Origin of the sequence: Phyllobacterium sp. CL33Tsu (assembly GCF_900113985.1) — a bacterium.
Lineage (GTDB): Bacteria > Pseudomonadota > Alphaproteobacteria > Rhizobiales > Rhizobiaceae > Phyllobacterium > Phyllobacterium pellucidum.
The window spans coordinates 23604-48070 of record NZ_FORJ01000001.1; the positions used below are offsets into that span (position 1 = coordinate 23604).

The 24467-nt window shown below is 59.3% G+C and carries 17 protein-coding genes; 6 read left to right on the plus strand and 11 right to left on the minus strand.

Annotation, left to right across the window (positions count from 1 at the left end; all coding sequences use genetic code 11):
- Positions 1-55 precede the first annotated feature (55 nt).
- A complete protein-coding gene (locus BM074_RS00140; protein WP_091918950.1) occupies positions 56-955 on the plus strand; it encodes a DMT family transporter in 900 nt (299 codons plus the stop codon).
- Between the two features lie 71 nt (positions 956-1026).
- Here BM074_RS00140 and BM074_RS00145 read toward each other — a convergent pair whose 3' ends face one another.
- From BM074_RS00145 to parC, 4 genes are all read right to left on the minus strand, one after another.
- Positions 1027-4170: an efflux RND transporter permease subunit gene (locus BM074_RS00145; RefSeq protein ID WP_091918952.1), complete on the minus strand. Its 3144-nt coding sequence runs from the start codon at positions 4168-4170 to the stop codon at positions 1027-1029.
- Positions 4167-5375, minus strand: coding sequence for an efflux RND transporter periplasmic adaptor subunit (locus BM074_RS00150; RefSeq protein WP_091918954.1), 1209 nt, complete (start codon positions 5373-5375; stop codon positions 4167-4169). The genes BM074_RS00145 and BM074_RS00150 overlap by 4 nt, the downstream gene beginning before the upstream one ends.
- Positions 5376-5401: 26 nt before the next feature.
- A complete protein-coding gene (locus BM074_RS00155) occupies positions 5402-6115 on the minus strand; it encodes a TetR/AcrR family transcriptional regulator (protein WP_091918956.1) in 714 nt (237 codons plus the stop codon).
- A gap of 109 nt (positions 6116-6224) precedes the next feature.
- Positions 6225-8513, minus strand: a complete 2289-nt coding sequence (parC, locus tag BM074_RS00160; RefSeq protein ID WP_091918958.1) for a DNA topoisomerase IV subunit A — start codon at positions 8511-8513, stop codon at positions 6225-6227.
- Between the two features lie 202 nt (positions 8514-8715).
- On the opposite strand from parC, the gene BM074_RS00165 reads away from it, so the two are divergent.
- Entirely contained in the window at positions 8716-9912 is a 1197-nt protein-coding gene (locus BM074_RS00165) for a hypothetical protein (RefSeq protein WP_091918960.1), read from the plus strand.
- A gap of 166 nt (positions 9913-10078) precedes the next feature.
- Here BM074_RS00165 and aspS read toward each other — a convergent pair whose 3' ends face one another.
- Positions 10079-11869, minus strand: a complete 1791-nt coding sequence (gene aspS / locus BM074_RS00170; RefSeq protein WP_091918962.1) for an aspartate--tRNA ligase — start codon at positions 11867-11869, stop codon at positions 10079-10081.
- A gap of 150 nt (positions 11870-12019) precedes the next feature.
- On the opposite strand from aspS, the gene rnd reads away from it, so the two are divergent.
- Together rnd and BM074_RS00180 are read left to right on the plus strand one after the other, a co-directional pair.
- Positions 12020-13180, plus strand: a complete 1161-nt coding sequence (rnd, locus tag BM074_RS00175) for a ribonuclease D (protein ID WP_027232374.1) — start codon at positions 12020-12022, stop codon at positions 13178-13180.
- 86 nt (positions 13181-13266) lie between these two features.
- Positions 13267-14190 carry a DMT family transporter gene (locus tag BM074_RS00180; protein ID WP_091918963.1) on the plus strand — a complete coding sequence of 308 codons (924 nt, stop codon included), beginning with the start codon at positions 13267-13269 and terminating at the stop codon, positions 14188-14190.
- Positions 14191-14234: 44 nt separating this feature from the next.
- On the opposite strand, the gene ppx is transcribed toward BM074_RS00180, so the two are convergent.
- Both ppx and BM074_RS00190 read right to left on the minus strand, forming a co-directional pair.
- A complete protein-coding gene (ppx, locus tag BM074_RS00185; RefSeq protein ID WP_091918965.1) occupies positions 14235-15746 on the minus strand; it encodes an exopolyphosphatase in 1512 nt (503 codons plus the stop codon).
- Complete coding sequence (locus BM074_RS00190; protein WP_091918967.1) at positions 15743-17938, minus strand: RNA degradosome polyphosphate kinase; 2196 nt, start codon at positions 17936-17938, stop codon at positions 15743-15745. The genes ppx and BM074_RS00190 overlap by 4 nt, the downstream gene beginning before the upstream one ends.
- A gap of 199 nt (positions 17939-18137) precedes the next feature.
- On the opposite strand from BM074_RS00190, the gene BM074_RS00195 reads away from it, so the two are divergent.
- Both BM074_RS00195 and BM074_RS00200 read left to right on the plus strand, forming a co-directional pair.
- On the plus strand, positions 18138-18383 hold the full coding sequence (locus BM074_RS00195) for a zinc-finger domain-containing protein (RefSeq protein ID WP_027232370.1): 246 nt from the start codon (positions 18138-18140) through the stop codon (positions 18381-18383).
- Positions 18384-18412: 29 nt separating this feature from the next.
- Positions 18413-19684, plus strand: coding sequence for an FAD-dependent monooxygenase (locus BM074_RS00200; RefSeq protein ID WP_091918969.1), 1272 nt, complete (start codon positions 18413-18415; stop codon positions 19682-19684).
- 245 nt (positions 19685-19929) lie between these two features.
- Here BM074_RS00200 and BM074_RS00205 read toward each other — a convergent pair whose 3' ends face one another.
- From BM074_RS00205 to BM074_RS00220, 4 genes are all read right to left on the minus strand, one after another.
- Complete coding sequence (locus BM074_RS00205) at positions 19930-20733, minus strand: amino acid ABC transporter ATP-binding protein (RefSeq protein ID WP_027232368.1); 804 nt, start codon at positions 20731-20733, stop codon at positions 19930-19932.
- Between the two features lie 13 nt (positions 20734-20746).
- The gene (locus BM074_RS00210) at positions 20747-21901 is read right to left on the minus strand and encodes an amino acid ABC transporter permease (protein WP_027232367.1); all 1155 of its coding nucleotides are present in this window, start codon (positions 21899-21901) and stop codon (positions 20747-20749) included.
- Positions 21902-21903: 2 nt separating this feature from the next.
- Positions 21904-23100 (minus strand): amino acid ABC transporter permease, encoded by a 1197-nt coding sequence (locus BM074_RS00215; RefSeq protein ID WP_091918971.1) that lies wholly within the window; start codon positions 23098-23100, stop codon positions 21904-21906.
- Between the two features lie 102 nt (positions 23101-23202).
- Positions 23203-24231: an amino acid ABC transporter substrate-binding protein gene (locus tag BM074_RS00220; protein WP_027232365.1), complete on the minus strand. Its 1029-nt coding sequence runs from the start codon at positions 24229-24231 to the stop codon at positions 23203-23205.
- Between the last annotated feature and the right edge of the window lie 236 nt (positions 24232-24467).

A 24467-nucleotide genomic window follows, 5' to 3' on the forward strand; every position in this document is an offset into this window, starting at 1 on the left:
AGCCTGCCCTAACACTGCCCTGGCATGCGGCAAATAAACAATTCGGAAACGCCGTATGTCCCAGCTTCACCTCGACCATCGCAAGGGTTTGCTCATAACTGGCCTTGGCGGCCTTATCCTGACGGCAGACATTCCGCTATTGCGGCTTGGCGAGGGAGAAACCTGGTCGACATTGTTGCTGCGCAGCGCAACGACCTTCATCAGCGCCTTCCTCATCTGGCTGATCTGGAGCCTTGCGACGGGAAAGTGGCGGCCGATTGTTCCGGGCGCCGTCGGTTATGTCGTCGCCGGTCTCTACGGCCTGACCTCGATCACCTTCATGATTGCCGTCTACAATACCAAGACAGCAAACCTCGTGTTCATTCTTGCGCTCAACACGGTGTTTTCGGCGCTCCTGTCCTGGATTTTCCTGAAGGAGCGGCCGAAACCTGCAACTTTTGCAGCCATGTTCTTCATGCTGGTCGGCGTCAGCATCATTGTGCGCGAAGGGCTTTCCTCCGGCCATCTCTTCGGCGATCTGGTCGCCCTGCTCTCGACCTTTATCCTGTCATCGGCAATCACGGTCAGCCGTGCCTCCGGCAAGGACATGGGATTTGCCGCGATCATTGGCACTGCGCTGCCCATGACGGTGGCGGCGTTCATGGTTGCCCAGAACGGCTATTCGGTCGCAGTGCCCGGCTGGATCATATTCAACGGCGCTGTCGTGACGACGCTGGCATTCCTTTGTCTTGCCACCGGCCCGAAGTTCATCTCGGGACCCGAAGTCGCGATGTTCTATCTGCTTGAAACCGTGCTGACGCCGATCTGGGTGTGGATGATCTTTGCCGAGCGGCCGAGCGATCCGACCCTTGTTGGCGGCCTGATTATCATCAACGCCCTCGTCTGCCACTCGCTCTGGCAGATGTACCACAGCCGCCGAATAGCGCGATTAGGAGCCCTGCGGCATCCGGTGTGATCTAAGCGACTATGCCCTGATTTTGAGAATTATCCCGTCGCTTCCGCAGATATCGGACTGCTGCCGCATCGTTACTCCGCAGCCTCAACGATAATCGGCCGCGGTCCTTGCACGTGAACCAACTCGCCGTGTGCAACAGTCTCAGGCTCGTCGGGCTTGTTGGGGCGGAACGACCATTGGAAGGCGCGGCCCATCCAATGGCTGGCATCGTCCATGATCGTATAGAACGATGGAACGAAGACCAGCGACAGAACCGTTGAAACCAGAAGACCTCCGATAACGGCAATCGCCATCGGCGCGCGGAACTCACCGCCATCGCCGAAAGCCATGGCGGCGGGCAGCATGCCGGCAGACATGGCGATGGTCGTCATCACGATCGGGCGGATGCGCTTGCGTCCGGCATCGATGATTGCCTCGTTGCGGGCTACGCCATGCTTGACCTCCTCGACCGCGAAATCGACGAGCATGATCGCGTTCTTGGTCACGATACCCATCAGCATCAGGATACCGATGACCACCGCCATCGACACGGAATTGTTGGTGAGCAGCAACGCCACCGCCACGCCGGCAATCGACAGAGGCAGCGACATCAGGATGGTGAAGGCGTGGAAAATACTGCCGAAAAGCAAAATCAGCACGACGAAGACGAGCATGAGGCCCATGATCATCGCATCGCGGAACCCGGCAAACACCTCACCCATGACCTCTGCGTCGCCCGTCTCCTGTATGCGCACGCCCTGGGGCATGGACTTCGCAGCCGGGAGGTTCTTGACGATATCGAGCCCCTCGCCGATCTCCTTGCCACCCGCCATATTGGCGCCGACAACGACGCGGCGCTCGCGGTTGAAACGCTCGATGGAGGACGGTCCCTGGCCAAAGCTGATATCGGCGATAGATTCGAGCGGCACCACCACGCCCGCCGGTGTCGTCACTGTCTGCGTACTGAGGATGGAAAGATCGCGTCGCGCTTCCTCGGTCAATTGCACGCGGATCGGGATCTGCCGGTCACCGATCGTGTATTTGGCAAGGTTCGCATCAAGATCGCCCAGCGTCGCGACACGCAATGCATCCGACACCTGCGAGGTCGAAATGCCGAGTTCCGCGAGCTTGTCCATGCGCGGCGTGACGATGATTTCAGGCCGGTCAAGCGCGGCAGTAGACGATACCGCCTGGAAACTGCCTGTCGCCGTCATCCCGCTCTGCAGCAGGCGGGCCTGCTCGCTGACCTTATCGCCATCGCTGCCGATAACGCCGACAGCAAACTCGCGCTCGCCGCGATCATTGACGAAATTCGCCCTGAGATCAGGCACTTCCGACAATTTATTGAAGATATCGACCTCGATCTGCTTCTGGGTCCGGTGCCGTTCGCTCTTGTGGCTGAGCTTGACGATCATCGTTGCACGGCGCGTATCGAGCGAACCCGTCGGCGACGAGCCACCGGTCACATAGGTCTGCTGGACTTCGGGAATCTCGCGCACCTTGAGCGAAGCCGCATCGGTCACGCGCAGCGTCTCGTCGATCGGAGCGCCGGGCGGCAGTTCGAGACTGACGGCGACCCGCGCCTCGTCCTGTGGCGGAACGAAACCGGAGGGCAGGAAACCCATTGCCCAGATGGCGAGCGCGAAAAGTCCAATGCCGCTTACCAGCGTCAGCCAGCGATAACGCAAGGTTACGCCGAGGAACCGCGTATAGCCGCGTATCCAGCCGGCTTCCTTGTCGCCATGGTGCAGGCTCTTGCCGTCGCGCAGCAGATAGGCCGTCATCATCGGCGTCAGCAGGCGGGCGACAAGCAACGAGAAGAATACGGCGACTGCGACCGTCAGGCCGAACTGCTTGAAATACTGTCCGGCAATGCCGCTCATGAAACTGACCGGCGCGAAGACGGCAATGATTGTCACCGAAATCGCGATCACGGCGAGGCCGATTTCGTCGGCGGCTTCGAGCGATGCCCTATAGGGCGACTTGCCCGAGCGCATATGGCGGACGATGTTCTCGATCTCGACGATGGCGTCGTCAACGAGGATACCGGTGACGAGGGTGATGCCGAGCAGGCTGATAAGATTGAGCGAGAAGCCCAGCATGTCGATCGCCCAGAAGGTCGGGATGGCCGACAGGGGCAAGGCGATCGCGGCAATCAGCGTCGCCCGAATATTGCGCAGGAACAGGAACACGACGATGATCGACAGCAGCGCCCCTTCGACCAGCGAACTCATCGCCGATTCATAGTTGCCGTAGGTGTAGTTGACCGAATTGTCGATGATGCTGAAGCGCGCGTCCGGATACTTCTCCTTCAATTGATCCATCCGCGCCTGCACGAGCGCGTATACATCGGTATCGCTGGCGCCCTTGGCGCGGAAAATGCCGAGCGACACAACGGTCTGGTTGTTGACGCGGGCAAAGGATTTGGGCTCCTCGAACGAGTCGCTGACGGTGCCAAGAGCATCGAGGCGCACCGAACGGCCGCCGGCGAGCGGAATTTCCACGGCCCGCAGGTCGTCGAGCGTACGCGATGCGCCAAGGGTGCGGATCGTCTGCTGCATAGTCCCGAGATCGCCGCGCCCACCGGTCAGGTCGGCATTCATCGATTTCAGTGCGCGGTTCACGTCCCAGGCGGTAACGCCAAGCGCCGTCAGGCGGTCAGGATCGAGCGAGACGCGGATTTCCCGGGTAACGCCACCATAGCGCTCCACGCGGCCGACACCCTTGAGGCCCTGAATATCGCGGATGATCTTGTCATCGACGAACCAGGACAGCTCTTCCGATGTCATGGTCGGCGCCGAGACGGCATAGGTCAGGATAGACGATCCTTCGACATCGACCGAATTGATGATCGGTTCCTTGATCGTCGCCGGCAGGTCGTCGCGAATGCGCGAGACGGCATCCTTGACGTCATCGAGTGCCTTTTGCGTGTCGACTTCGAGCCGGAACTCGACAAGCGTGGTGGAATTGCCTTCCGTCAAATTGGTGGTGACGTTCTTCACGCCCGTTATATTCGCAACCGAATCCTCGACGCGCTTGGCGATCTGGGTTTCAAGTTCGGTCGGTGCGACGCCGGGGTCGGTGACGGAAACCGAAATCAGCGGCACGTCAATATTGGGGAAGCGCGTGATCGGCAGTTTGGCAAAAGCCATCAGGCCGAGAACGACAAGCACCACGAAGAGGAGGATCGAGGGAACCGGGTTTCGGATCGACCAGGCAGAAATGTTCCAGTTCATTTGATGGCCCCCGTGGCCTCGTCGGTAACGCGAACCGGCGTTACGCGGTCGCCATTGGCGACGAAGGTTCCAGCGCGGGCCACGACTTCCTCGCCTTCCGCCAGTCCCTTGAGGACTTCGACGGCGCGATCGTTGCGAATGCCCAGTTCCACCGTGCGGCTTTCGATGACGCCGTCCTTGACGACCTGCACAAGCGCGGTGCGGCCATGATAGACCACGGCGGAAAGCGGCACATTGATGCCGTCGCGGCGTGTGAGTTCGACCACGGCGCGGGCGAAATTACCGGGCCTGATCGCCGGGTTCTTCTCAAGCGTGATCTTCACCGAGCCAAGGCGCGAACTTGCGTTGATTTCCGGCGAAATGAGGCGCACGCGACCGGATACCGGTTCCTCCATGCCCGAGACGCGCACCGAAACCGGCATACCCTCCTTGAGGCGAGGCAGATCCACTTCCGGAATATTGGCTGCGACTTCGAATTGCGCGTCGCGCGCAATGCGGAACAAGGGTCCTGCATTGAACGAAACAATGCCGCCAAGCAGCGCATTCCGGCTAAGGACGACGCCGGCGGTCGGTGCCTTCACGTCGGCCTTTTCCAGACGCAGGAGAACATCGCGCTTCTGCGCGGCGACAAGCTGCAACTGCGACTGGGTGGCGACCAGCGCCTGGCGGGCGGTATTGAGACGGGCATTGGCGCTATCGTGGGCGTTGGTCGCGTTGTCGAGCTCCATCTTGGAGTTGATGCCCTTGCTGGAGAGGGCACGTGCGCGCTCCAGCGCTTCCATGGCCTGGCGCACGGCAATCTCCGCATCGACGATCTGGGCCTCCGACTGCGAAATCGAAGCGTCGGCCTGAGCCCGCTGGGCATCGATCTGTGCAAGCTGTATCTGCAGCGCCGACTTGTCGAGGCGGGCAAGAATGTCGCCCTCCTTCACCACGTCGCCCTGATCGGCGTTGAGTTCGAGGACGAGCAGGCCGGCAACATCGGTCCCGACCGCAACCTCCTGGCGCGGCACGATGGTGCCGTTGACGGTGATGGTCGAGACCATCTCGCTCTTGCCCGCGGGTATGACATTGATGACCGGCGCTTTAGTCTCGGGGACGGCGGCAGCGGCTTTTTCTTCAGCCATCGCGCCCGCCATGGCGGACAGGGAGAGGCTCGACACGAGAGCCAGGGAAACAAGAACTTTTTTGCTGTAACGGCTCATCGGGAAAACTCGAGTTGGAGCGATCTTCAAATCTTGGAACTTGTCGGGCGCAGCATCGCTACCGCGAGCGCACGGAACACGGGCTCCAGCGCCTCGACCGGGAGGCCCTGGGCCGGAAAGTTGCGCATGATGATCCCCTCGCCCATGGCGGCCAGCGATGCGACCACGAGATCCATGTCGGCGATCGGATCGATTTCGCCCCGCGCCTTGGCAGCTTCGAGGGCTGCATGCAGCTTTTCGCGCATCATTCCTTCGTGCAGTTCGCAGGTTGCCGCGACGGTTTCGTTTCGCATAGCCTCGGCCCGCACCTCGACAAAAAGGCGCGCGCTGGAATCGGCCGGGCCCGGACCGCTATCGTTCAGCGACATCTTGCGCACATGGTCGGTGCCGACTTGGGTAATTGCATCGATGATATTGTTGGACTGCAGCAGGCGATCGAGGATCTCGTTGCTTTGCTGGCGATGCATCGCCGCGATCGTCTCGATAATTGCTTCCTTGGAAGGAAAATAGCGGTAAAGCGCACCCGGGCTCATGCCTGCCTCCGAGCATATATCGTTCATCGACGCGCCACGGAAGCCAGAACGGATGAAACAGCTCATTGCGGCGTTGAGAATACGCTCCTCCTGCGCTTCGCGATTGCGCGCGCGCTTGCCGAAGAGTTTCGCCACGAAGCAATGAGAGCCTTCCGCGTCGTCGTCGGAAGCGCTCCTTGCCTGCTTGGGCAGCATTTGATCAACCATCGATCCGCCGAAATGAGAGAGAACGTTCTCTCTCATTTATATGAACGATGCGTCGCCGTCAATATGCGAGAGATCACTCTCGTTTATCGGAGACAGTGGCCTTGTTTGGTCAAGCGAACTTGCCGGAGCGCGGGAAACCCTTCGGCACCATCCGCCCGGCGGTTGCGCGCGGGCCGATCCACTCAAGGAGTTCGGTCTCGCTTCGGCTGAAGGTACGCTCGGCCGCGTCCTGCCAGGTCAGGCCCTGCGCCATGGCGAAGATGCGGATATCGGACACGCCGCCATCCTTGTAGCGCTGCAGCCGCACACCCTTGCCCCGTCCGAGTTCGGGCACTTCCGACAGCGGGAACACCAGCATCTTGCGGTTTTCGCCGACGATGGCAACCGTATCGCCTGTAACCGGAATGCAATGGCGCGCCTCGTCCGGCGCCTTGACGTTCATCACCTGCTTGCCCTTGCGGGTATTGGCGATCACCTCGGCCTCGGGTACGACGAAACCATTGCCGACATGCGAGGACAGCAGCAGTTTGCGCTCGGGGCTATGCACGAAGGCCGTAACAATGTCCTGGTCGTTCTCCATGTCGACTATGATGCGGATCGGCTCGCCATGGCCGCGCCCGCCCGGCAGGCTGTTGGCCCCGATGGTGTAGAACTTGCCGCCAGTGGTGAGGACAAGGATGCGGTCCGTTGTTTCGGCATGGAAGGCAAGCTTGAGTTTATCGCCTTCCTTGAAGGTCAGCGCCGAGAAATCGGCAAGGTGCCCCTTCATGGCGCGCAGCCAGCCCTTTTCAGAGACCACGACGGTGACCGGCTCCTTCTCGATCATCGCATGATGAATATCGGTCAGGTCGTGCTGCGGCGCCTCCGCGAATGTGGTGCGACGCTTGCCGAGCAGCGTATCCGGCGCATATTTTTTCTGCATTTCCGAGATTTGCCAGGAAATGGTTTGCCATTGCTTGGGCTCGGAACCGAGGAGCTGTTCGATTTCACGCTTTTCGGCTGTGAGACCGTCAAATTCCTTGCGAATCTCGAACTCCTCAAGCTTGCGCAGCGAGCGAAGCCGCATGTTGAGGATGGCTTCTGCCTGAACGTCGGTGAGTTCGAAGCGCCTGATCATCTCCTGTTTCGGCTCATCCTCCTCGCGAATGATGCGGATGACCTCATCGATGTTGAGATAGGCAATCAGCATGCCGCCAAGGATTTCGAGACGGCGTTCGATCTCGCCGAGGCGATGGCGCGAGCGCCGGATTAGCACATCCTTGCGATGTTCGAGCCACTCCTTCGAAACGTCGCGCAACGACAGGACATTCGGCACCTTGCCGTTGGACAGCACGTTCATGTTCAAGGGGAAACGGGTTTCAAGTTCCGTCAGCTTGAACAGCGATTCCATCAGGATGTCCGGATTGACACTCCGGCTCTTCGGTTCCAGGACAAGGCGCACGTCCTCGGTGGATTCGTCGCGCACATCGTCGAGCAGCGGCAATTTCTTGGCGATCAGGAGTTCGGCGATCTTCTCGATCAGCCGTGATTTCTGTACCTGATACGGAATCTCGGTGATGACGATATTCCACGTCCCCCTGCCCTGATCCTCAACCTCCCAGCGGGCACGCAGGCGGAAACCGCCGCGACCGGTCTTGTAGGCGTCGAGAATGGCATCCGGTGTTTCGACGAGAATACCGCCGGTCGGGAAATCGGGACCGCGCACCTTGGTCTTGAGCGGGTCCTCCTCCTCCACGGTCGACATCAGGTCCTCGACGCTCGCGTCCGGATGCTTGATCAGATGCAGCGCGGCCGCGCAAAGCTCCGAGACATTATGCGGCGGTATCGACGTCGCCATGCCGACGGCGATGCCGGACGAGCCGTTGGCGAGCAGATTCGGGAATGCGCCCGGAAGGACGATCGGTTCCTCGTCCTCTTCATTATAGGTTGGCCGGAAATCGACCGCGTCCTCGGTAATGCCCTCAAGAAGCAGCATGGCGACATCGGTCATCCGCGCTTCGGTGTAGCGCATCGCCGCCGGGTTATCGCCGTCGATATTGCCGAAATTGCCCTGGCCGTCGACGACCGGATAGCGCACGGCGAAATCCTGCGACAGGCGCACCAGCGCATCATAGATCGACTGGTCGCCATGCGGGTGGAATTTACCCATGACTTCGCCGACGATACGAGCGCACTTGGCATAGGACTGGTCCGGCGAAAGGCGCAGAAGCCGCATGGCATGCATGATGCGGCGATGCACCGGCTTCAGCCCGTCGCGTACGTCCGGCAGCGCGCGATGCATGATCGTCGAAAGGGCATAGGCGAGATAGCGCTCCTCCAGCGCCGCCTTCAGATCGACCGGCTCGATATTATTGTAATTGTCGTCGCCATTATCTGGCGGAATCACGCTTTTTCCCATGTCAATGGGTTATCAACTCGCCGATTCGGCGGCAAGCAATGATTCGCCAAGATCACAGCCAGTTGGCCTTGCCGGGCGCACGGCTCTTGCTTTCGATCTGCAAATCTGACCTTCTCGCCCTTTAACAGCAAAGCTCCTCGGTGATGGCCATAGTTTTGCCGCTGCTGCACGCTTCGAATACGGGAACAGAAGGGATCAACTCATGGCTTCAATGCATCTGAATTCCAGCCTGCGCGTCCTCGGCGCCACCTCTGCTCTCATGATCATCTTTGCCGGATCGGCCTATGCGGTCGATGGAAATGCTGTCGCAGGACGTCTCAAGGCCGTCTATGCCGAACAGGGCGGCACCTTCGACTATGGCAGCGTGGAAACGAACGGCTCGACTGTCGTCCTGAAGGATACAAAAGTATCGACTGCGGGCGTCAAGGAGAGTTTCAGCGCCGGTGACGTGACGTTGACCGACGTATCTGACGCGCCCGGCGGTGGTTTCAAGATTGGCTCGCTGACAATCCCGGACATCAACTTCACCCCTGAAGGCGAACCCGGCAGCAAGGTCAATGTCAGCGGCATCAGCCTTGCTGGAATCACCTTGCCTCCTGAAGGCTCAACCGATCCGCTCGCCAAAATCCTTCAATATGAAAAAGCGGAAATCAAGCATTTCGACGTCAACGCAAAGGGCAAGGACGTCTTCAACGCCGACAATCTGACGGTCACCGTGTCGCCGATCACCGCGTCTGCCCCCGTCACCTTCACCTCCAACGTGGAACGCTTCAAGGCGGATCTGTCGACGGTGGAAGACCCGAAGACGAAAGACGCCCTCAAGGCGCTCGGCTATGAGACGCTCACCGGCAAGATCGACATGAGCGGCAGTTGGAACATGGCCGATGGCCGGCTCAACATCGAAAAGATGGACTATATCGCCGACAATGCCGGTACACTCGGCATCAAGCTCGACATTTCCGGCTATACGCTCGATTTCATCAAGGGTTTGCAGGAAGCCACCAAGAACATGGAAGGCAAGCCCGATGATGCGCAGGGCATGGCCATGCTCGGCCTCATGCAGCAACTGAGCTTCAACAGCGCCGCAATCCGCTTCGACGATGCTTCGCTGACCTACAAGGCACTTGATTATGTCGCCAAGCAGCAGGGCGCCAAGCGTTCCGACCTGATCAATCAGGCGAAGATGATCATTCCGATGGCCGCAACGCAGTTGAAGAATGCCGATTTCGCGCAAGCGCTGGCCCAGGCGACCAGTACCTATCTCGACAACCCGAAAACGATCGAAATCAAGGCGATGCCGGCAAAGCCCGTGCCCTTCGCTATCATCGCGGCGGGCGGTATGGCCGATCCGAAATCGCTGATCAAGACGCTCGGGGTGACTGTCACCGCCACGGAATAGCGATTTCCTGACGCGGATCCTCGGGACAAGGGCCCGAGTATGACGGCGGAGAGAGCGGTGCAACCCCGTTTGTTCCCCGGACGAGCCCCAAGATAGATTTGGCATAGCAAAAAGCCCGGCATTGCTGCCGGGCTTTTCTGTATTCAAAACCACATCGGCGAGGTTTTTAAACCTCTTTCTTCACCGGATTGAGGCGGATGTGCAAGTCACGCAGCTGTGCCTGTGACACTTCGGAAGGTGCATTCATCAGAAGATCGTAGGCCTGCTGGTTCATCGGGAACATGGTGATCTCGCGCAGGTTCCTGGCACCGACGAGCAGCATGACGATGCGATCGATGCCGGCAGCCATGCCACCATGCGGCGGAGCGCCATACTGGAATGCCCGGTAGAGCGCGCCGAAACGCTCTTCCACCGTCTCGCGCGAGTGTCCAACGGCCTCGAACGCCTTGACCATCGTCTCCGGCAGGTGGTTGCGGATGCCGCCCGAGGCAATTTCGAAGCCGTTGCAGACCATGTCGTACTGGAACGCCTTGATCGTCAGAGGATCCTGATGTTCCAGCGCGTCGATGCCGCCCTGCGGCATGGAAAACGGGTTGTGGGCAAAATCGATCTTCTTTTCTTCCTCGAGCCATTCGAAGAAGGGAAAATCGACGATCCAGCAGAGCTTGAACTGATCGCGATCGACGAGGTTGAGTTCCTCGCCCGCGCGGGTGCGAGCGGCGCCGGCAAAGGAGACGAACTTTTTCGGGTCGCCCGCCACGAAGAACACGGCGTCGCCCTCGCCGAGGCCAAGCTGCGTGCGGATGGCTTCGGTACGTTCCGGGCCGATATTCTTGGCAAGCGGTCCGGCGCCTTCCAGCGCCTCGCCTTCCTTACGCCAGAAAATATAGCCGAGGCCGGGCTGGCCTTCACCTTGCGCCCAGGAGTTCATGCGATCGCAGAATGCGCGCGACCCGCCGGTTTTGGCCGGTATAGCCCAGACCTCGACCTTCGGATCGTTGGCGATCATGTTGGCGAAAACCTTGAAGCCCGAGCCGGCAAAGTGCTCGGTGACAGCTTCCATCTCGATCGGGTTGCGCAGATCCGGCTTGTCGGAGCCGTATTTGCGCATGGCGACATCGTAGGAAATCCGCGGGAATTCCTGCGTTACCGGCTTGCCATTGGCAAACTCCTCGAAGATGCCGCGCAGCACCGGTTCCATCGTCGAAAGCACGTCGTTCTGCTCGACGAAGCTCATCTCGATATCGAGCTGGTAGAATTCGCCCGGCAGGCGGTCGGCGCGCGGGTCCTCATCGCGGAAGCACGGTGCGATCTGGAAATAGCGATCGAAGCCCGACATCATGATGAGCTGCTTGTATTGCTGTGGCGCCTGCGGCAGGGCGTAGAAATTGCCGGGATGGATGCGGCTCGGCACGAGGAAATCGCGCGCGCCCTCTGGCGAAGAGGCCGTCAGGATCGGCGTCGAGAATTCCGTGAACCCGATTTCGGACATGCGGCGGCGCATCGCCGAGATGATCTTCGTGCGCGCCATGATGTTCTTGTGCAGCGTGTCGCGACGCAGGTCGAGGAAGCGGTACTTCAGACGGATATCTTCGGGGTAGTCGAGCTCGCCGAAGACCGGCAGCGGCAATTCCTTGGCAGCCGACAGCACTTCTATCTCGCGGGCGAAGATTTCGATCTCTCCGGTCGGCATGTTCGGGTTGATCGTATCGTCGGTACGGGCCTTGACCTCACCGTCGACGCGGATAACCCATTCGCCGCGCACGGTTTCCGCCAATTTGAATGCTGGCGAATCCGGGCTCGCAACGATTTGCGTCAGACCATAGTGGTCGCGCAGGTCGATGAAGAGAATGCCGCCGTGGTCGCGGACGCGATGGACCCAGCCGGATAGACGAACAGTCGAACCAACGTCCGATTTACGCAAGGCTGCGCAGGTGTGGCTGCGGTAACGGTGCATGGTATGTGCCTCTGAATTTATGCTGGTTGCCGAAAAGCGTGGGAAATGCCCCGGCATGAGCCAAGAATTTGGGCGGACAAGCGCATTTTGAGGGTGATTTGTCAAGATCGGGGCGGAGACAAACGCATTCTCATTCGCTATAGAAAATTTATGAGCATGATTACAACCACCGACCAACTTGAACAGGCTGTCGCGGCCCTTTCGCAATCCGATTTTGTGACCGTCGATACGGAATTCATCCGGGAGACCACCTTCTGGCCGGAACTCTGCGTCATTCAGCTTGCGTCGCCCGATCATACTGCGATCGTCGATGCCCTGGCGCCCGGGCTTGATCTTGCTGCCTTTTTTCGGCTGATGGCCGATGAGAAGATCGTCAAGGTCTTCCATGCCGCGCGCCAGGACATCGAAATCATCTTCCACCTCGGAAATCTCATCCCGCATCCGGTTTTCGACACGCAGGTTGCGGCCATGGTATGCGGTTTTGGCGATGCGATTGCCTATGATCAGCTGGTTCAGCGCATCGTCGGGGCGCAAATCGACAAATCGTCACGCTTTACCGACTGGCGTCGCCGCCCGCTCTCCGAAAAGCAGCTCGACTATGCGCTCGCCGACGTTACGCATCTGCGCGACATCTACCTTCATCTGAAGCAGAGCCTTCAGGAAGAGGGCCGCACCGACTGGGTGCTTGACGAGATGAAAATCCTGACGGCGCGCGAAACTTACGACATGCATCCGGACGATGCGTGGAAGCGCCTGAAGATGCGCCTGCGCAAGCCGCAGGAACTCGCAGTTCTGCGCAGTGTCGCGGCCTGGCGCGAACGCGAGGCGCGCGAGCGCAACGTGCCGCGCGGGCGCGTGCTCAAGGACGATGCAATTTACGAGATCGCGCAGCAGCAGCCACGCGATGCGGAGGCGATGTCACGCCTCAGAACGATCCCGAAAGGCTGGGAACGATCGAGCATGGCGACCGGGCTCCTCAATGCTGTCAATCTCGCGCTCGACCTGCCGAAGGAAGACATGCCGCGCCTGCCGAAATCCGTGCAGTCGCCGGAAGGCGCCGGTGCTGCCGCTGAACTCCTCAAGGTGCTTTTGCGCCTTGTCACCGAGGAGCATGGTGTCGCCGCGAAGGTCGTTGCGACAACCGACGAGATCGACCGGATCGCCGCCGAGGGCGACGTCGACGACATTCCGGCGCTGCAGGGCTGGCGGCGCGAGGTTTTTGGCGAAAAGGCGCTGCAACTGATCAACGGATCGCTTTGCCTTAAATTCGAAAACAGGAAGATTCGGGCCGTTCCCTGGCCAGAAGAGTAAGCGATGGTTCGGCCGTGATCGTAGCATCGCTTTGGCGGTGCAGCTAACGTCCCGGCATGATCACATAACATATTAGGCAACCACGCATGTCCAGTCCCGCCGTTTCGACCACCCCGCCGCTTGCCAGAGAGATTGCCCTTCTCGCGGTGCTTGCCACGCTGTGGGGGGCTTCCTATACCTTCATCAAGATCGGCGTGGAAACCATTCCGCCCGTTACATTTATTGCCGCGCGCACCTTGATTGCCGGAGCGCTGCTGCTCGCCATCATCAGGATGCGCGGTCTCGCACTGCCGCGAGATCCGGACGTCTGGAAGCGCTTCTTCATCCAGGCCTGCATCAACAGTGTCATCCCATTTACCCTGGTTGCCTGGGCGGAAATCACCGTCGACGCCGGTCTTGCGACGATCCTCAATTCGACGACCCCGATCTTCACGTTCCTGCTCACCGTGCTCATCACACGGCACGAACCTGTGACCGCCCGCAAGGTGTTCGGCGTCACTGCTGGCGTCGTTGGCATCAGCCTGATCATTGGCCTTGAAGCCTTCAACGGCCTCGGCAAGGAACTTGTCTCGCAACTCGCAATTGTCACGGCAACAATTTCCTATGCGTGCGCAGCTATTTTCGGCCGCGGCTTCAAGGGGATGGACCCGATGATGCCGGCGGCGGGCTCGATGATATGCGGTGCGGTCATGCTCATACCCTTGAGCCTTGTCGTCGACCATCCGTGGACGATCGTACCGTCAACCGCGTCGATTGCAGCCCTGTTTGGCCTTGCGGTTTTCTCTACCGCCCTCGCCTTCGTGATCTTCTTCCGCCTCGTCCATACGCTGGGATCGGTCAGCACAACGTCGCAAGCCTATCTGCGCGTGCCGATCGGGGTTGGAATCGGCGTGCTCTTTCTCGGGGAAAGCCTGAGCTCGACCGCCTGGCTGGGGCTCGTCTGCGTCATTGCCGGGGTCGCAGCCATGACGCTGCCCGCGCGCAAGAAGGCAACGGCCGCGCCGATCTAACGGTCAATCGCCAATTGCCTTGCGGTTAGGGTCGGCTCCGAGAACTAGGAGCCGATCGTCATCCGGATGTTTTTACCGGTAAGCTTCGCCAGTTGCTGCAGCCGCCCCTCCGGCACGTCGCCGATTAGGTCGGCCTTGGACTTGTGGACGACGAGATCGATGCCGTTTGCCGTCGCCTTCCAGGACAGGTAAGGCACCACCCCGGCCATCGAGGCCGAGAAGGGGTAGACGATGCGCATGACCGCCGCGAGGATGCGCGAATATTCGAGCAGGCGCGGCGTGGCAATTGCCGCGAGGTCCGGATCGGCGACGCTATTGGTAATGCCTTCATGGCGGAAGAAATTGGCAAGGGCGATATAGGCGCGGCCGGGGTGATCGATACCGATAAAGGCGGCGTTGGAGATCATGTTCAAGGCCTGCGAACCGCGATAATCCGGATGGGCGCGCCAGCTGATATCGGCGACGAGGCAGGCAGCGCGCCGATAGCGGCTCTCATCCTCGGTCTCGTCATAGCCTAGCGCGGCAAAGGCGCCACCGGTCCATTCGGCAAGCTCGCGCGCATAGGCAGGCGAGCGGGCGCGAAGCACCGCCAGTTCATCGGCTGCCGAGATGAGCGGGTCTTCCAGTTGCTCGCTTTCGGAAAGCAGCGAATAGAGAAATCCCTCGCGCACCCCAAGCGCCGAGAACACAACCTGGGCCGGACGCATCAGCTTTATGGTTTCGAGCAGCGCTATCGCGCCATAGGAGAGCAATGAGCGGCGGTTTTTCGAGACGTCCTCTATGCCGCGCATATAGTCGAGATCGCCGGCGGCGACGAGCTTCAGGAAGCGCTGCGCCTCCTCGAACGGAATTTCGTAGTGATGCATGACATGCAGCGGATAGTGCGTCGCGCTCATATGCAGCTTGGCGAGATTTCGCCATGTGCCGCCAACTGCATAGAAGGTGCGCCCCTTGCCATTGGCCAGAAGCTTGGCGGAAGCCAGATACTTCCGTGCTATCGTCACCGCAGCCGTGAGATCACCATCTGCCATGTCCTGCAGGCGCAGGCCGCCAAGCGGAAGTGTGATCCCGTCGCCGATCTGACGCCCCTTGACGTCGACGAGTTCGAGACTGCCGCCCCCAAGGTCGCCGGCAATCCCGTCCGGATCGTGAAATCCCGAGATGATGCCGAGGGCCGAATAATACGCTTCCTCGCGTCCCGAAAGCACCCGTACGGGTTCTTTGAGCAGCGCCTCGGCTTCCTTGATGAACATCGAGCCGTTCTCGGCCTCGCGCGCTGCGGCCGTTGCGAGAACGTCGAGCGAAACCGCTCCCGCCTGATCGGCCAAGGCCCGGAAGCGGCGCAGCGCACGCAGCGCGCTTTGCACCGCCTTGGCATTCAGCTTGTGTGTCTTGACCAGACCCTTGCCGAGACCGCAGAGAATCTTCTCGTTGAACAGCACAGTGGGCGAGCGGTTGACGCCTTCATAAACGACAAGGCGCACTGAATTCGAGCCAATGTCGATAACTGCGGCCGGCTGGCGCCCCTGTACGCGTCCCTGTGCAGCGGAGATCATGCAGCCTTGTTTCTTTTCGAGCGCTTGCGATGGGCAATCAGTCGAGGTGCCGAGGATTTCAGCGACTTGCCACGGCCGGAAAGGCTGGGATTTGTCATGAAATATTCCTGCGCGTTGAAAGCTTCTTCACCTTCGGCCGGCTCAATCCGGCGCGACGTTCCGTCTGCTAGTAACTCGTAACTCTGCTGGTTGTCGAGAACGTTGGCCAGCATAATCTGTGAAAGAACCTGTTGATGCACAGTTGGATTGGTGATGGGCACCAGCGTCTCCACGCGGCGGTCGAGATTGCGTGTCATCATGTCGGCCGAACCGAAATAGACCAGTGCTTTTTCGGACGGCAATCCTTCGCCGTTGCCGAAGCAGAAGATGCGGCTATGCTCGAGGAAACGGCCGACAATCGATTTCGCACGAATGTTTTCCGAAAGTCCCGGCACCTGCGGGCGCAGGCAGCAAATGCCGCGGACGACCAGGTCGATTTCGACGCCGTGCTTGCTCGCCTTATAGAGCGCGTCGATGATCTCGGCGTCGACCAGCGAATTCACCTTCATCCAGATCGAAGCCGGACGTCCGGCCTTGGCGTGCTCGATCTCTTCGGCGATGTGCTGGAGGATGCGCGGACGTAGCGAAATCGGCGAAACGGCAATGCGCATTTCACCCGATGGCGGCGTATAGCCGGTGATGTAGTTGAAAATCTGCGCCACGTCGCGGCCGATGGCCTGCTCGCAGGTAAAGAACGAGAGGTCGGTATAGATCTTCGCCGTGATCGGATGATAGTTGCCCGTGCCAAGATGCACGTAACTGCGCAGCCGATTTTCTTCACGCCGCACCACAAGCGACATCTTCGCATGCGTCTTCAACTCGATGAAGCCGAAGACCACCTGCACGCCGGCGCGCTCCAGGTCTCGCGCCCAACGGATATTCGCCTCTTCGTCGAACCGCGCCTTGAGTTCGATCAATGCCGTCACCGACTTGCCGCTTTCTGCCGCATCGATAAGCGCGCGCACGATCGGGCTGTCGTTCGATGTGCGGTAGAGCGTCTGCTTGATGGCGACGACATCGGGATCGGCGGCGGCCTGGCGCAGGAACTGGACAACGACATCAAAGGATTCGTAAGGATGGTGAACGATGATGTCCTTCTCGCGGATCGCCGCAAAGCAATCGCCGCCATGTTCGCGGACACGCTCGGGGAAGCGCGGATTGTAGGGCACGAATTTGAGGTCGGCCCGCGGTATGCCGACGATTTCCGACATCATGTTGAGGGCGAGCAGGCCTTCGAGCACGCTGATGCGATTGTCCGGCACGCCAAGCTCGGTGGCAACGAAGCTGCGCAGCGATTCCGGCATTTCGTCGTCGAACTCGATGCGGATCACCTGGCCGCGGCGGCGGCGCTTCAATGCACTTTCGAAGAGGCGCACCAGATCCTCGGCCTCCTCTTCCACCTCGATATCGCTGTCGCGAATGATGCGGAACGTGCCTGCCCCCTTGATTTCGTAGCCGGGAAACAGCCGCCCGGTGAAGAGGCTGATTGCATCTTCCAGTGTCAGAAAGCGGAAATGGCCGCTCTCGTCGGGAATCTGGATGAAACGCTTCAGCGCCTGCGGCAGGCGCAGCAGCGCCGTCATCGGGCGATTGTCGCTGCTGCGGTTGAGCATCATGGCGATGGTAAATCCGAGATTGGGGATGAATGGAAACGGGTGCGCCGGGTCGATGGCGAGTGGGGTAAGCACCGGATAGATGGTTTCAAGAAAGTGATCTTCGAGCCACGCCTGTTCGGCGCTGGTAAGCCGGTCCGGCCGCACGATCTCGATATTTTCCTTCAGCATTTCGGCGCGCAGTTCCGTCAGCCTGATCTGCTGCGCGGCCTGGAGCCGCCCAACCTCTTCGAGCACGAAATCGAGCTGTTCCTGCGGGGTGCGCCCGTCGTCGCTGCGATCGGAGACGCCGGCACGAACCTGACCGGCCAGCCCGGCGATGCGAACCATGAAGAACTCGTCGAGATTGGCGGCCGAGATCGACAGGAAGCGCAGCCGTTCCAGCAGGGGCTGGTGCGCGTTGTGGGCTTCCTCCAGCACGCGCCGATTGAACTGCAGCCAGGAGAACTCGCGATTGACGAACCGATCGACGCTTTTCGGCAGATCGGGCAGATCGACGCTCTCCACCGGTTGCGGAATGAGGGGCGCCTGTTCGTTCATAATTGTTCTCCAATCAAATGCTGGCTGCCACTATACGGGCAACGGAATATACGGTCATGTCTCAATGGCAAACTAATGCGGTGTTTTGACAGATTGTTTGCAAGCGTCTTGAAATCGCATTCAGGATGATACAAACCCTAGGGAAAGAGAAGTCAATTGCGCCAAGGCGCGTTGAGCGGCGAGTCGTCAGGAGCGAAATATGGCTGGACACAGCATCCCTCATTTCCAGAACAGCGCTGGTCATGCAGCGATTAGCATCGGCGTGAAGGAATTCATGTGTGTCGGCGCCAATCCTCCGTTCGATCACCCGCACGTATTTCTGGATCTTGGCGATGACAATGAAAAGGTCTGCCCCTACTGCTCGACGCTTTACCGCTACGATCCCTCGCTTCCCGCCGAGGTGACGGTGCCGGAAGGCTGCATCTACGTCGATAGGGCTGCTTGAACCCGGACGGAGAAACTGGTTCCATCCGGATGTCCTCTGGCCCGACCCTGATTGATCTCAAGACAGAACGTAACAGGCGAATTCCCAATCCTGACCAGATCATTATTGCGGGTGCCGGCATTGCCGGCCTGACGCTCGCCCTTGCCCTGAGCGACAAGGGTTTTTCTGTTCAGCTTTTCGAGAAGAGTGCGACGCTTGCCGAGATCGGCGCAGGCCTGCAGCTTTCACCCAATGCCACGCGCCTTCTCGATCGCCTTGGTGTACTCGAACGGCTGAAATATGCCTCCGTCGAGCCGCAGGCCATCTGCCTGCAGGACGGGCGAAGCGGCGCAAATCTGCTGCATCTGCCGATCGGCGAAACGGCAAGACAGCGTTGGGGCGCGCCTTATATCGTTTGCCACCGCGCCGACCTGCAAAATGCGTTGCTCAACGAGGCCCGCAACCGTCCCAACATTGCGATCCAGCTGCAATCGACGGTGACGCAATACAAGTCGGACGCCGAAGGCATTTTGGTTCGGGTCCAGTATCATGACCGCATCGAAGAACATCGCGGGGCGCTGCTCGCAGGCGCCGACGGCGTATGGTCGGACATGCGCACCGCTCTGTCGGACACCGACCGCGCCCGTTACACGGGAACGATCGCCTGGCGTTCTTCGGTCGCGGTCGATCAATTGCCGCCCGCCTTTGCTGCGCTGATGCCTCCCGGCACCAATGTCGTGGCCTGGACCGGCGCCAATGCCCACCTGATCGCCTACCCCATTCGCTCCGGACAGGTGATCAATTTCGTGGCCGTTGCACCGGATCGAAACATTCGCCGCCGCTGGGACGACCAGCGGACCAACAATGCCAGCCAGGATTTCATCCGCGCGTTCGCAGCGTGGAATCAAGGGATTTGCGACCTGATGCGGGCCGGCCGGCCCTGGACGCCATGGCGGCTGTTTGCCATGAAGAAATGCCAGTTCAAGATCGAGGAGCGCGTGGTCCTCATCGGGGATGCCGCCCACGCCATGACGCCCTATGCGGCACAGGGCGCGGCCATGGCCATTGAAGACGCCTGCCTGCTGGCGGCTGCGCTTGCCACCGACGGCAAGAAATGGACGACGGCGCTCGATCAGTTCAGCAAGGCACGATCGAAACGGGTCGGTGCAGTGGTGCGACGCGGCGCATTGAACCAGCTTGCCTACCATGCCAGAGGACCGATTGCGCTTGCCCGCAACGTCGTCTTTCGCAATCGACCAGCCGATAAGTTCGTCGAGGGCTTCGACTGGCTCTATGGATTTGATCCGGAAAAGCGTGGCTGATAGTTCGGCGGCCGTTGTGGCACGGCGCTTGAGCTGCCGGTCCCCGTCATTCCGGGGCTCTTGACCCGCAGATCCACTCACGCGATATCTACCCGCAAAAGGAAGAATGGATCCTCGGGACAAGTGCCCGAGGATAACGGCGGAGGCCCCAAGGATGACGGGGGAGATGCCCGGGACGACCGCTCAGAGCGATGAAACAAATCAAAGCGGCGGCCGTGAGGCCGCCGCTTTCAACATTTGTCTCGTCAGTGCAGGATCTGGCTGAGGAACAGCTTGGTGCGCTCGTGCTGCGGATTGTCGAAGAATTCCGCTGGCGCGTTCTGTTCGACGATCTGGCCCTGATCCATAAAGATCACCCGGTTGGCGACCTGGCGGGCAAAACCCATTTCGTGAGTAACGCACACCATGGTCATGCCCTCTTCGGCAAGTTGCACCATCGTGTCCAACACTTCCTTGATCATTTCCGGATCGAGCGCCGAAGTGGGCTCATCGAACAGCATGATGCGCGGGTTCATGCACAGCGAGCGGGCGATAGCCACGCGCTGCTGCTGGCCACCGGACAACTGGCCCGGATACTTATTGGCCTGTTCCGGAATCTTGACGCGCTCGAGATAGTGCATCGCGACCTCGTCCGCCTTCTTCTTCGGCATCTTGCGAACCCAGATCGGCGCCAGCGTGCAATTCTCGAGGATTGTCAGATGCGGGAACAGATTGAAGTGCTGGAAGACCATGCCGACTTCGCGGCGGACTTCGTCGATCTTCTTCAAGTCGTTTGTAAGCTCAATGCCATCGACGATGATCTTGCCGCTCTGGTGTTCTTCAAGACGGTTGATGCAGCGGATCATGGTCGACTTGCCCGATCCCGAAGGACCCGCAACGACGATACGCTCGCCGCGCATGACCTTGAGGTTGATATCCTTGAGGACGTGGAAATCCCCGTACCACTTGTTCATGTTGATGATATCGACGGCCACGTCCGTCTTCGACACGTGCAAGAGCGATCGGTCGACGTGGATTTCATTTGGGTCAACAACGTTTTCGGTTGTCATTATGCGGTGCTCCTCAGCGTTTATGTCCTTTGTCGAGCCGCTTTTCCATGAAGATGGAATAGCGCGACATCCCGAAACAGAAAATCCAGAATACGAAACCGGCAAAAATCAAGCCGGAGATGGGGGTCTGCGGTGATGCCCAATTGGCATCGGCGAAGTGCTGCTTCACGGTTCCCAGCAGGTCGAACATGCTGATAACCGTTACAAGGCTGGTATCCTTGAAGAGGCCAATGAACGTGTTGACGATACCCGGAATGACCAGCTTGAGCGCCTGCGGAAGGATGATGAGCCCGGTCTTCTGCCAATAGCTCAACCCCAGCGAATCTGCGCCCTCATACTGGCCCTTGGGAATTGCCTGCAGACCGCCGCGCACCACTTCCGCCATATAGGCCGAAGCAAAGAGCGCAACACCGATCAGCGCACGCAGATATTTGTCGAAGGATACCCCCGGCGGCAGGAACAGCGGCAGCATATAGCTTGCCATGAACAGCACGGTGATGAGCGGGATGCCGCGGATCGTCTCGATGAATATGACGCACAGCATCTTGATCACCGGCATCTTCGAGCGCCGTCCGAGCGCAAGCGCTATGCCCAGCGGCAGCGATACTGAAATGCCGACGAAGGATAGCGTCAACGTTACCAATAGTCCGCCCCAATTGGCCGTTTCCACATAAGGCAAGCCGAACCAGCCGCCGACAAGCAGGAAAAAGGCAACGATCGGGAAGATGAAGAAGAAGACGATCGCGTTCGCAACCTTGTACGGGGCCTTCGGAATGAGCAGCGGCACGAGCAGCAACACAAACAGGATCGCGACGATATTGACGCGCCAGTGCTGATCGATCGGATAGGGCCCATACATGAACTGGCTGAAGTTCGCGTTCACATAGGCCCAGCACGCGCCTGACCACCCCTCAGGCTGGATGCCGCCCTGCGCCACCGTGGAGCAGACCGACCGGTCCGGACCGGACCAGACGGCGTTTACGAACAGCCAGTTGATGATACCGGGCAGGAACCAGGCGATCACCAGCAGCGCAAATACGGTCAGAGCCGTATCCATCGGCGTCGCGAAGAGATTGATTCTCATCCAGCGGATAATGCCCCGCTCGCCAAGCGGCGGGGTCTGCTCCTGCAACATTTCGGTGCGAACGTAGCTTAGATTATTATCCATGATCAGCGCTCCACCAGTGCCACTCTGGCGTTGAACCAATTCATGAAGATCGACGTCAGAACACTGATGCCGAGATAAACCACCATCCAGATCGCAACCACTTCAATCGAGTGTCCCGTCTGGTTGAGGATCGTACCGCCCACCGCCACGAGATCGGGATAACCGATCGCAACAGCCAGAGACGAGTTCTTGGTGAGATTCAAATACTGGCTCGTCAGCGGCGGAATGATGATGCGCATCGCCTGCGGAACGATGACAAGCCGGGTCGTTGGACCAGCACGCAGCCCGAGCGCATGGGAGGCCTCGGACTGCCCCTTGCCCACGCCGCGAATACCGGCGCGGACGATCTCGGCAATGAAGGACGCCGTATAAAACGACAGCGCCAGATAGAGCGACATGAATTCCGGGCCGATTTGCGCGCCGCCCTTGAGATTGAACGAGCCAAGGACGGGATAGTCGAACGACAGCGGAAAACCCTTGATCAGCAAGGCGAGCAGCGGGAGACCGACGATCAGAGCAAGTGCCGTCAGTCCAACCGGAAATTGCTGCCCGGTGACCATCTGGCGCTTGCGCGCCCAGCGCTTTACGAGGAGCGCGCCGACGATACCGACGATGAGGCCCACGCCGGCAAGCCATGCGCCTTCGCCAAACACCGGCGACGGAAAGAAGAAACCGCGATTATTGAGGTAGGTATTGAACGGCAGATGGATGCTCTGGCGCGCCTGAGGCAGCACCGAGAGAACGCCGAGATACCAGAAGAAGATGACCAGAAGCGGCGGAATGTTGCGGAATATCTCCACATAAACCGTGCAGATCTTGCGGATCAGCCAGTTATGCGACAACCGCCCGATACCGATGACGAAGCCGATGATCGTCGCAGTTATGATGCCTACGAAGGCGACCGTGATCGTATTGAGGATGCCGACCCAAAGCGCCTTGATATAGGTGGAATCGCTCGAATAGGCGAGATACGGGCTGCTGCTGATGTCGAAACCGGAACGGCCGTCCAGAAATCCGAAGCCAGACGCCAGATTAGCGCGCTGAAGATTGGTGATGGTATTGTTGATAATCCAGTAAATAAGACCCGCGATGACGACAACCGTCAGTACCTGAAAAACAAGTCCGCGAACTTTCGGATCGTAAAGAAGCGACGCCTTGGCGCTCGATCTTCCGACAGGCGTTATGTCCTGCGATGCCATTGACCCCTCGATTCATTCGTTTTTATTCTTATTATTATTGTTTTATGGTCGAGGGCGAGGAGGCAATGCCCCCTCGCCCCATGTTATTTGAGCATGAGTTAATCAGCGGATCGGCATCGCGTATTGCAGGCCGCCCTTGCTCCATTGTGCATTGATGCCGCGGGCAATCTTGAGCTTGCTGCCCGAGCCGATGTTGGTCTCGAAGACTTCGCCGTAATTGCCGACTGCCTTGACGATGTTGACCACCCAATCGTTGGTGAGGCCAAGGTCCGTCCCGAGCTTGGTATTGGCTTCCTGGCCGAGAACGCGCTTGATTTCCGGACTGTCGCTCTTCGTCAGTTCCTCGACATTTGCCTTGGTGATGCCGAGTTCTTCGGCGGTCAGCAGCGCAAAGTGCGTCCAGCGAATGATATCCGCCCACTGATCGTCACCCTGGCGTACGACCGGACCAAGTGGCTCCTTCGAGATGATCTCGGGAAGAACGACATGGTCGTCCGGCGCCGAGAGCGTCAGGCGGATGGAGTAAAGGCCGGACTGGTCGGTAGTGTAGACGTCGCAACGGCCGGAATCATAAGCCGCGTTGACTTCTTCGAGCTTCTCGAACACGACGGGATTATATTCCATCTTGTTCGCCTTGAAATAGTCAGCGAGGTTGAGCTCAGTTGTGGTGCCGGCCTGCACGCAGACCGAAGCGCCTGAAAGCTGCAGGGCCGAGTTGATGCCCGACAGCTTCTTCGAATTGATCATGAAGCCCTGGCCGTCAAAATAGTTGACGCCGGTGAAATCAAAGCCCTGCGTATCGCGGCTGAGCGTCCACGTGGTGTTGCGGATCAGAACGTCGATTTCGCCGGACTGCAGGGCCGGGAGACGATCCTTCGCCGAGAGAGGCGTAAACTTTACCTTGGTTCCATCGCCAAAGATCGCAGCAGCGACCGCGCGGCAATAATCGACGTCGAAACCGGACCATTCGCCCTTGTCATTCGGAGCGCCGAAGCCGGCAAGACCGGTATTGACGCCGCACTGGAGGAAGCCCTTCTTCTTGACGTCGTCGAGTGTGCTGGCGGAGGCAGCGGTCGCCAACAGAACGAGCGCCGAAACAGCAAGCGTGCCCTTCAAAACAAGATTTTTCATAACAAGTGTACCCTTTGGTTGTATTGCCCTTAGTTCCCAGAGAGGAAAAGTACGATATTGGCAGGTAACCCCCATACCCAAAAAGGGCCCAATACCTCTCCCATTCACCGCTGCATCGAAGGCCATTCTGTCTGTTTGGTCAAGGTACAATCTTTGCTTGAGAATATTGCAAAACAGGCCGTTAACCTGCCCTCAAAGCGATTATTCTGATTATTCGCTGTGCAAATCGCGATCCG

Coding starts and splice junctions, on each gene's coding strand:
- BM074_RS00140 (WP_091918950.1), top strand. CDS start 56: ATGTCCCAGCTTCACCTCGACCATCGCAAGGGTTTGCTCATAACTGGC.
- BM074_RS00145 (WP_091918952.1), bottom strand. CDS start 4,170: ATGAACTGGAACATTTCTGCCTGGTCGATCCGAAACCCGGTTCCCTCG.
- BM074_RS00150 (WP_091918954.1), bottom strand. CDS start 5,375: ATGAGCCGTTACAGCAAAAAAGTTCTTGTTTCCCTGGCTCTCGTGTCG.
- BM074_RS00155 (WP_091918956.1), bottom strand. CDS start 6,115: ATGGTTGATCAAATGCTGCCCAAGCAGGCAAGGAGCGCTTCCGACGAC.
- parC (WP_091918958.1), bottom strand. CDS start 8,513: ATGGGAAAAAGCGTGATTCCGCCAGATAATGGCGACGACAATTACAAT.
- BM074_RS00165 (WP_091918960.1), top strand. CDS start 8,716: ATGGCTTCAATGCATCTGAATTCCAGCCTGCGCGTCCTCGGCGCCACC.
- aspS (WP_091918962.1), bottom strand. CDS start 11,869: ATGCACCGTTACCGCAGCCACACCTGCGCAGCCTTGCGTAAATCGGAC.
- rnd (WP_027232374.1), top strand. CDS start 12,020: ATGAGCATGATTACAACCACCGACCAACTTGAACAGGCTGTCGCGGCC.
- BM074_RS00180 (WP_091918963.1), top strand. CDS start 13,267: ATGTCCAGTCCCGCCGTTTCGACCACCCCGCCGCTTGCCAGAGAGATT.
- ppx (WP_091918965.1), bottom strand. CDS start 15,746: ATGATCTCCGCTGCACAGGGACGCGTACAGGGGCGCCAGCCGGCCGCA.
- BM074_RS00190 (WP_091918967.1), bottom strand. CDS start 17,938: ATGAACGAACAGGCGCCCCTCATTCCGCAACCGGTGGAGAGCGTCGAT.
- BM074_RS00195 (WP_027232370.1), top strand. CDS start 18,138: ATGGCTGGACACAGCATCCCTCATTTCCAGAACAGCGCTGGTCATGCA.
- BM074_RS00200 (WP_091918969.1), top strand. CDS start 18,413: ATGTCCTCTGGCCCGACCCTGATTGATCTCAAGACAGAACGTAACAGG.
- BM074_RS00205 (WP_027232368.1), bottom strand. CDS start 20,733: ATGACAACCGAAAACGTTGTTGACCCAAATGAAATCCACGTCGACCGA.
- BM074_RS00210 (WP_027232367.1), bottom strand. CDS start 21,901: ATGGATAATAATCTAAGCTACGTTCGCACCGAAATGTTGCAGGAGCAG.
- BM074_RS00215 (WP_091918971.1), bottom strand. CDS start 23,100: ATGGCATCGCAGGACATAACGCCTGTCGGAAGATCGAGCGCCAAGGCG.
- BM074_RS00220 (WP_027232365.1), bottom strand. CDS start 24,231: ATGAAAAATCTTGTTTTGAAGGGCACGCTTGCTGTTTCGGCGCTCGTT.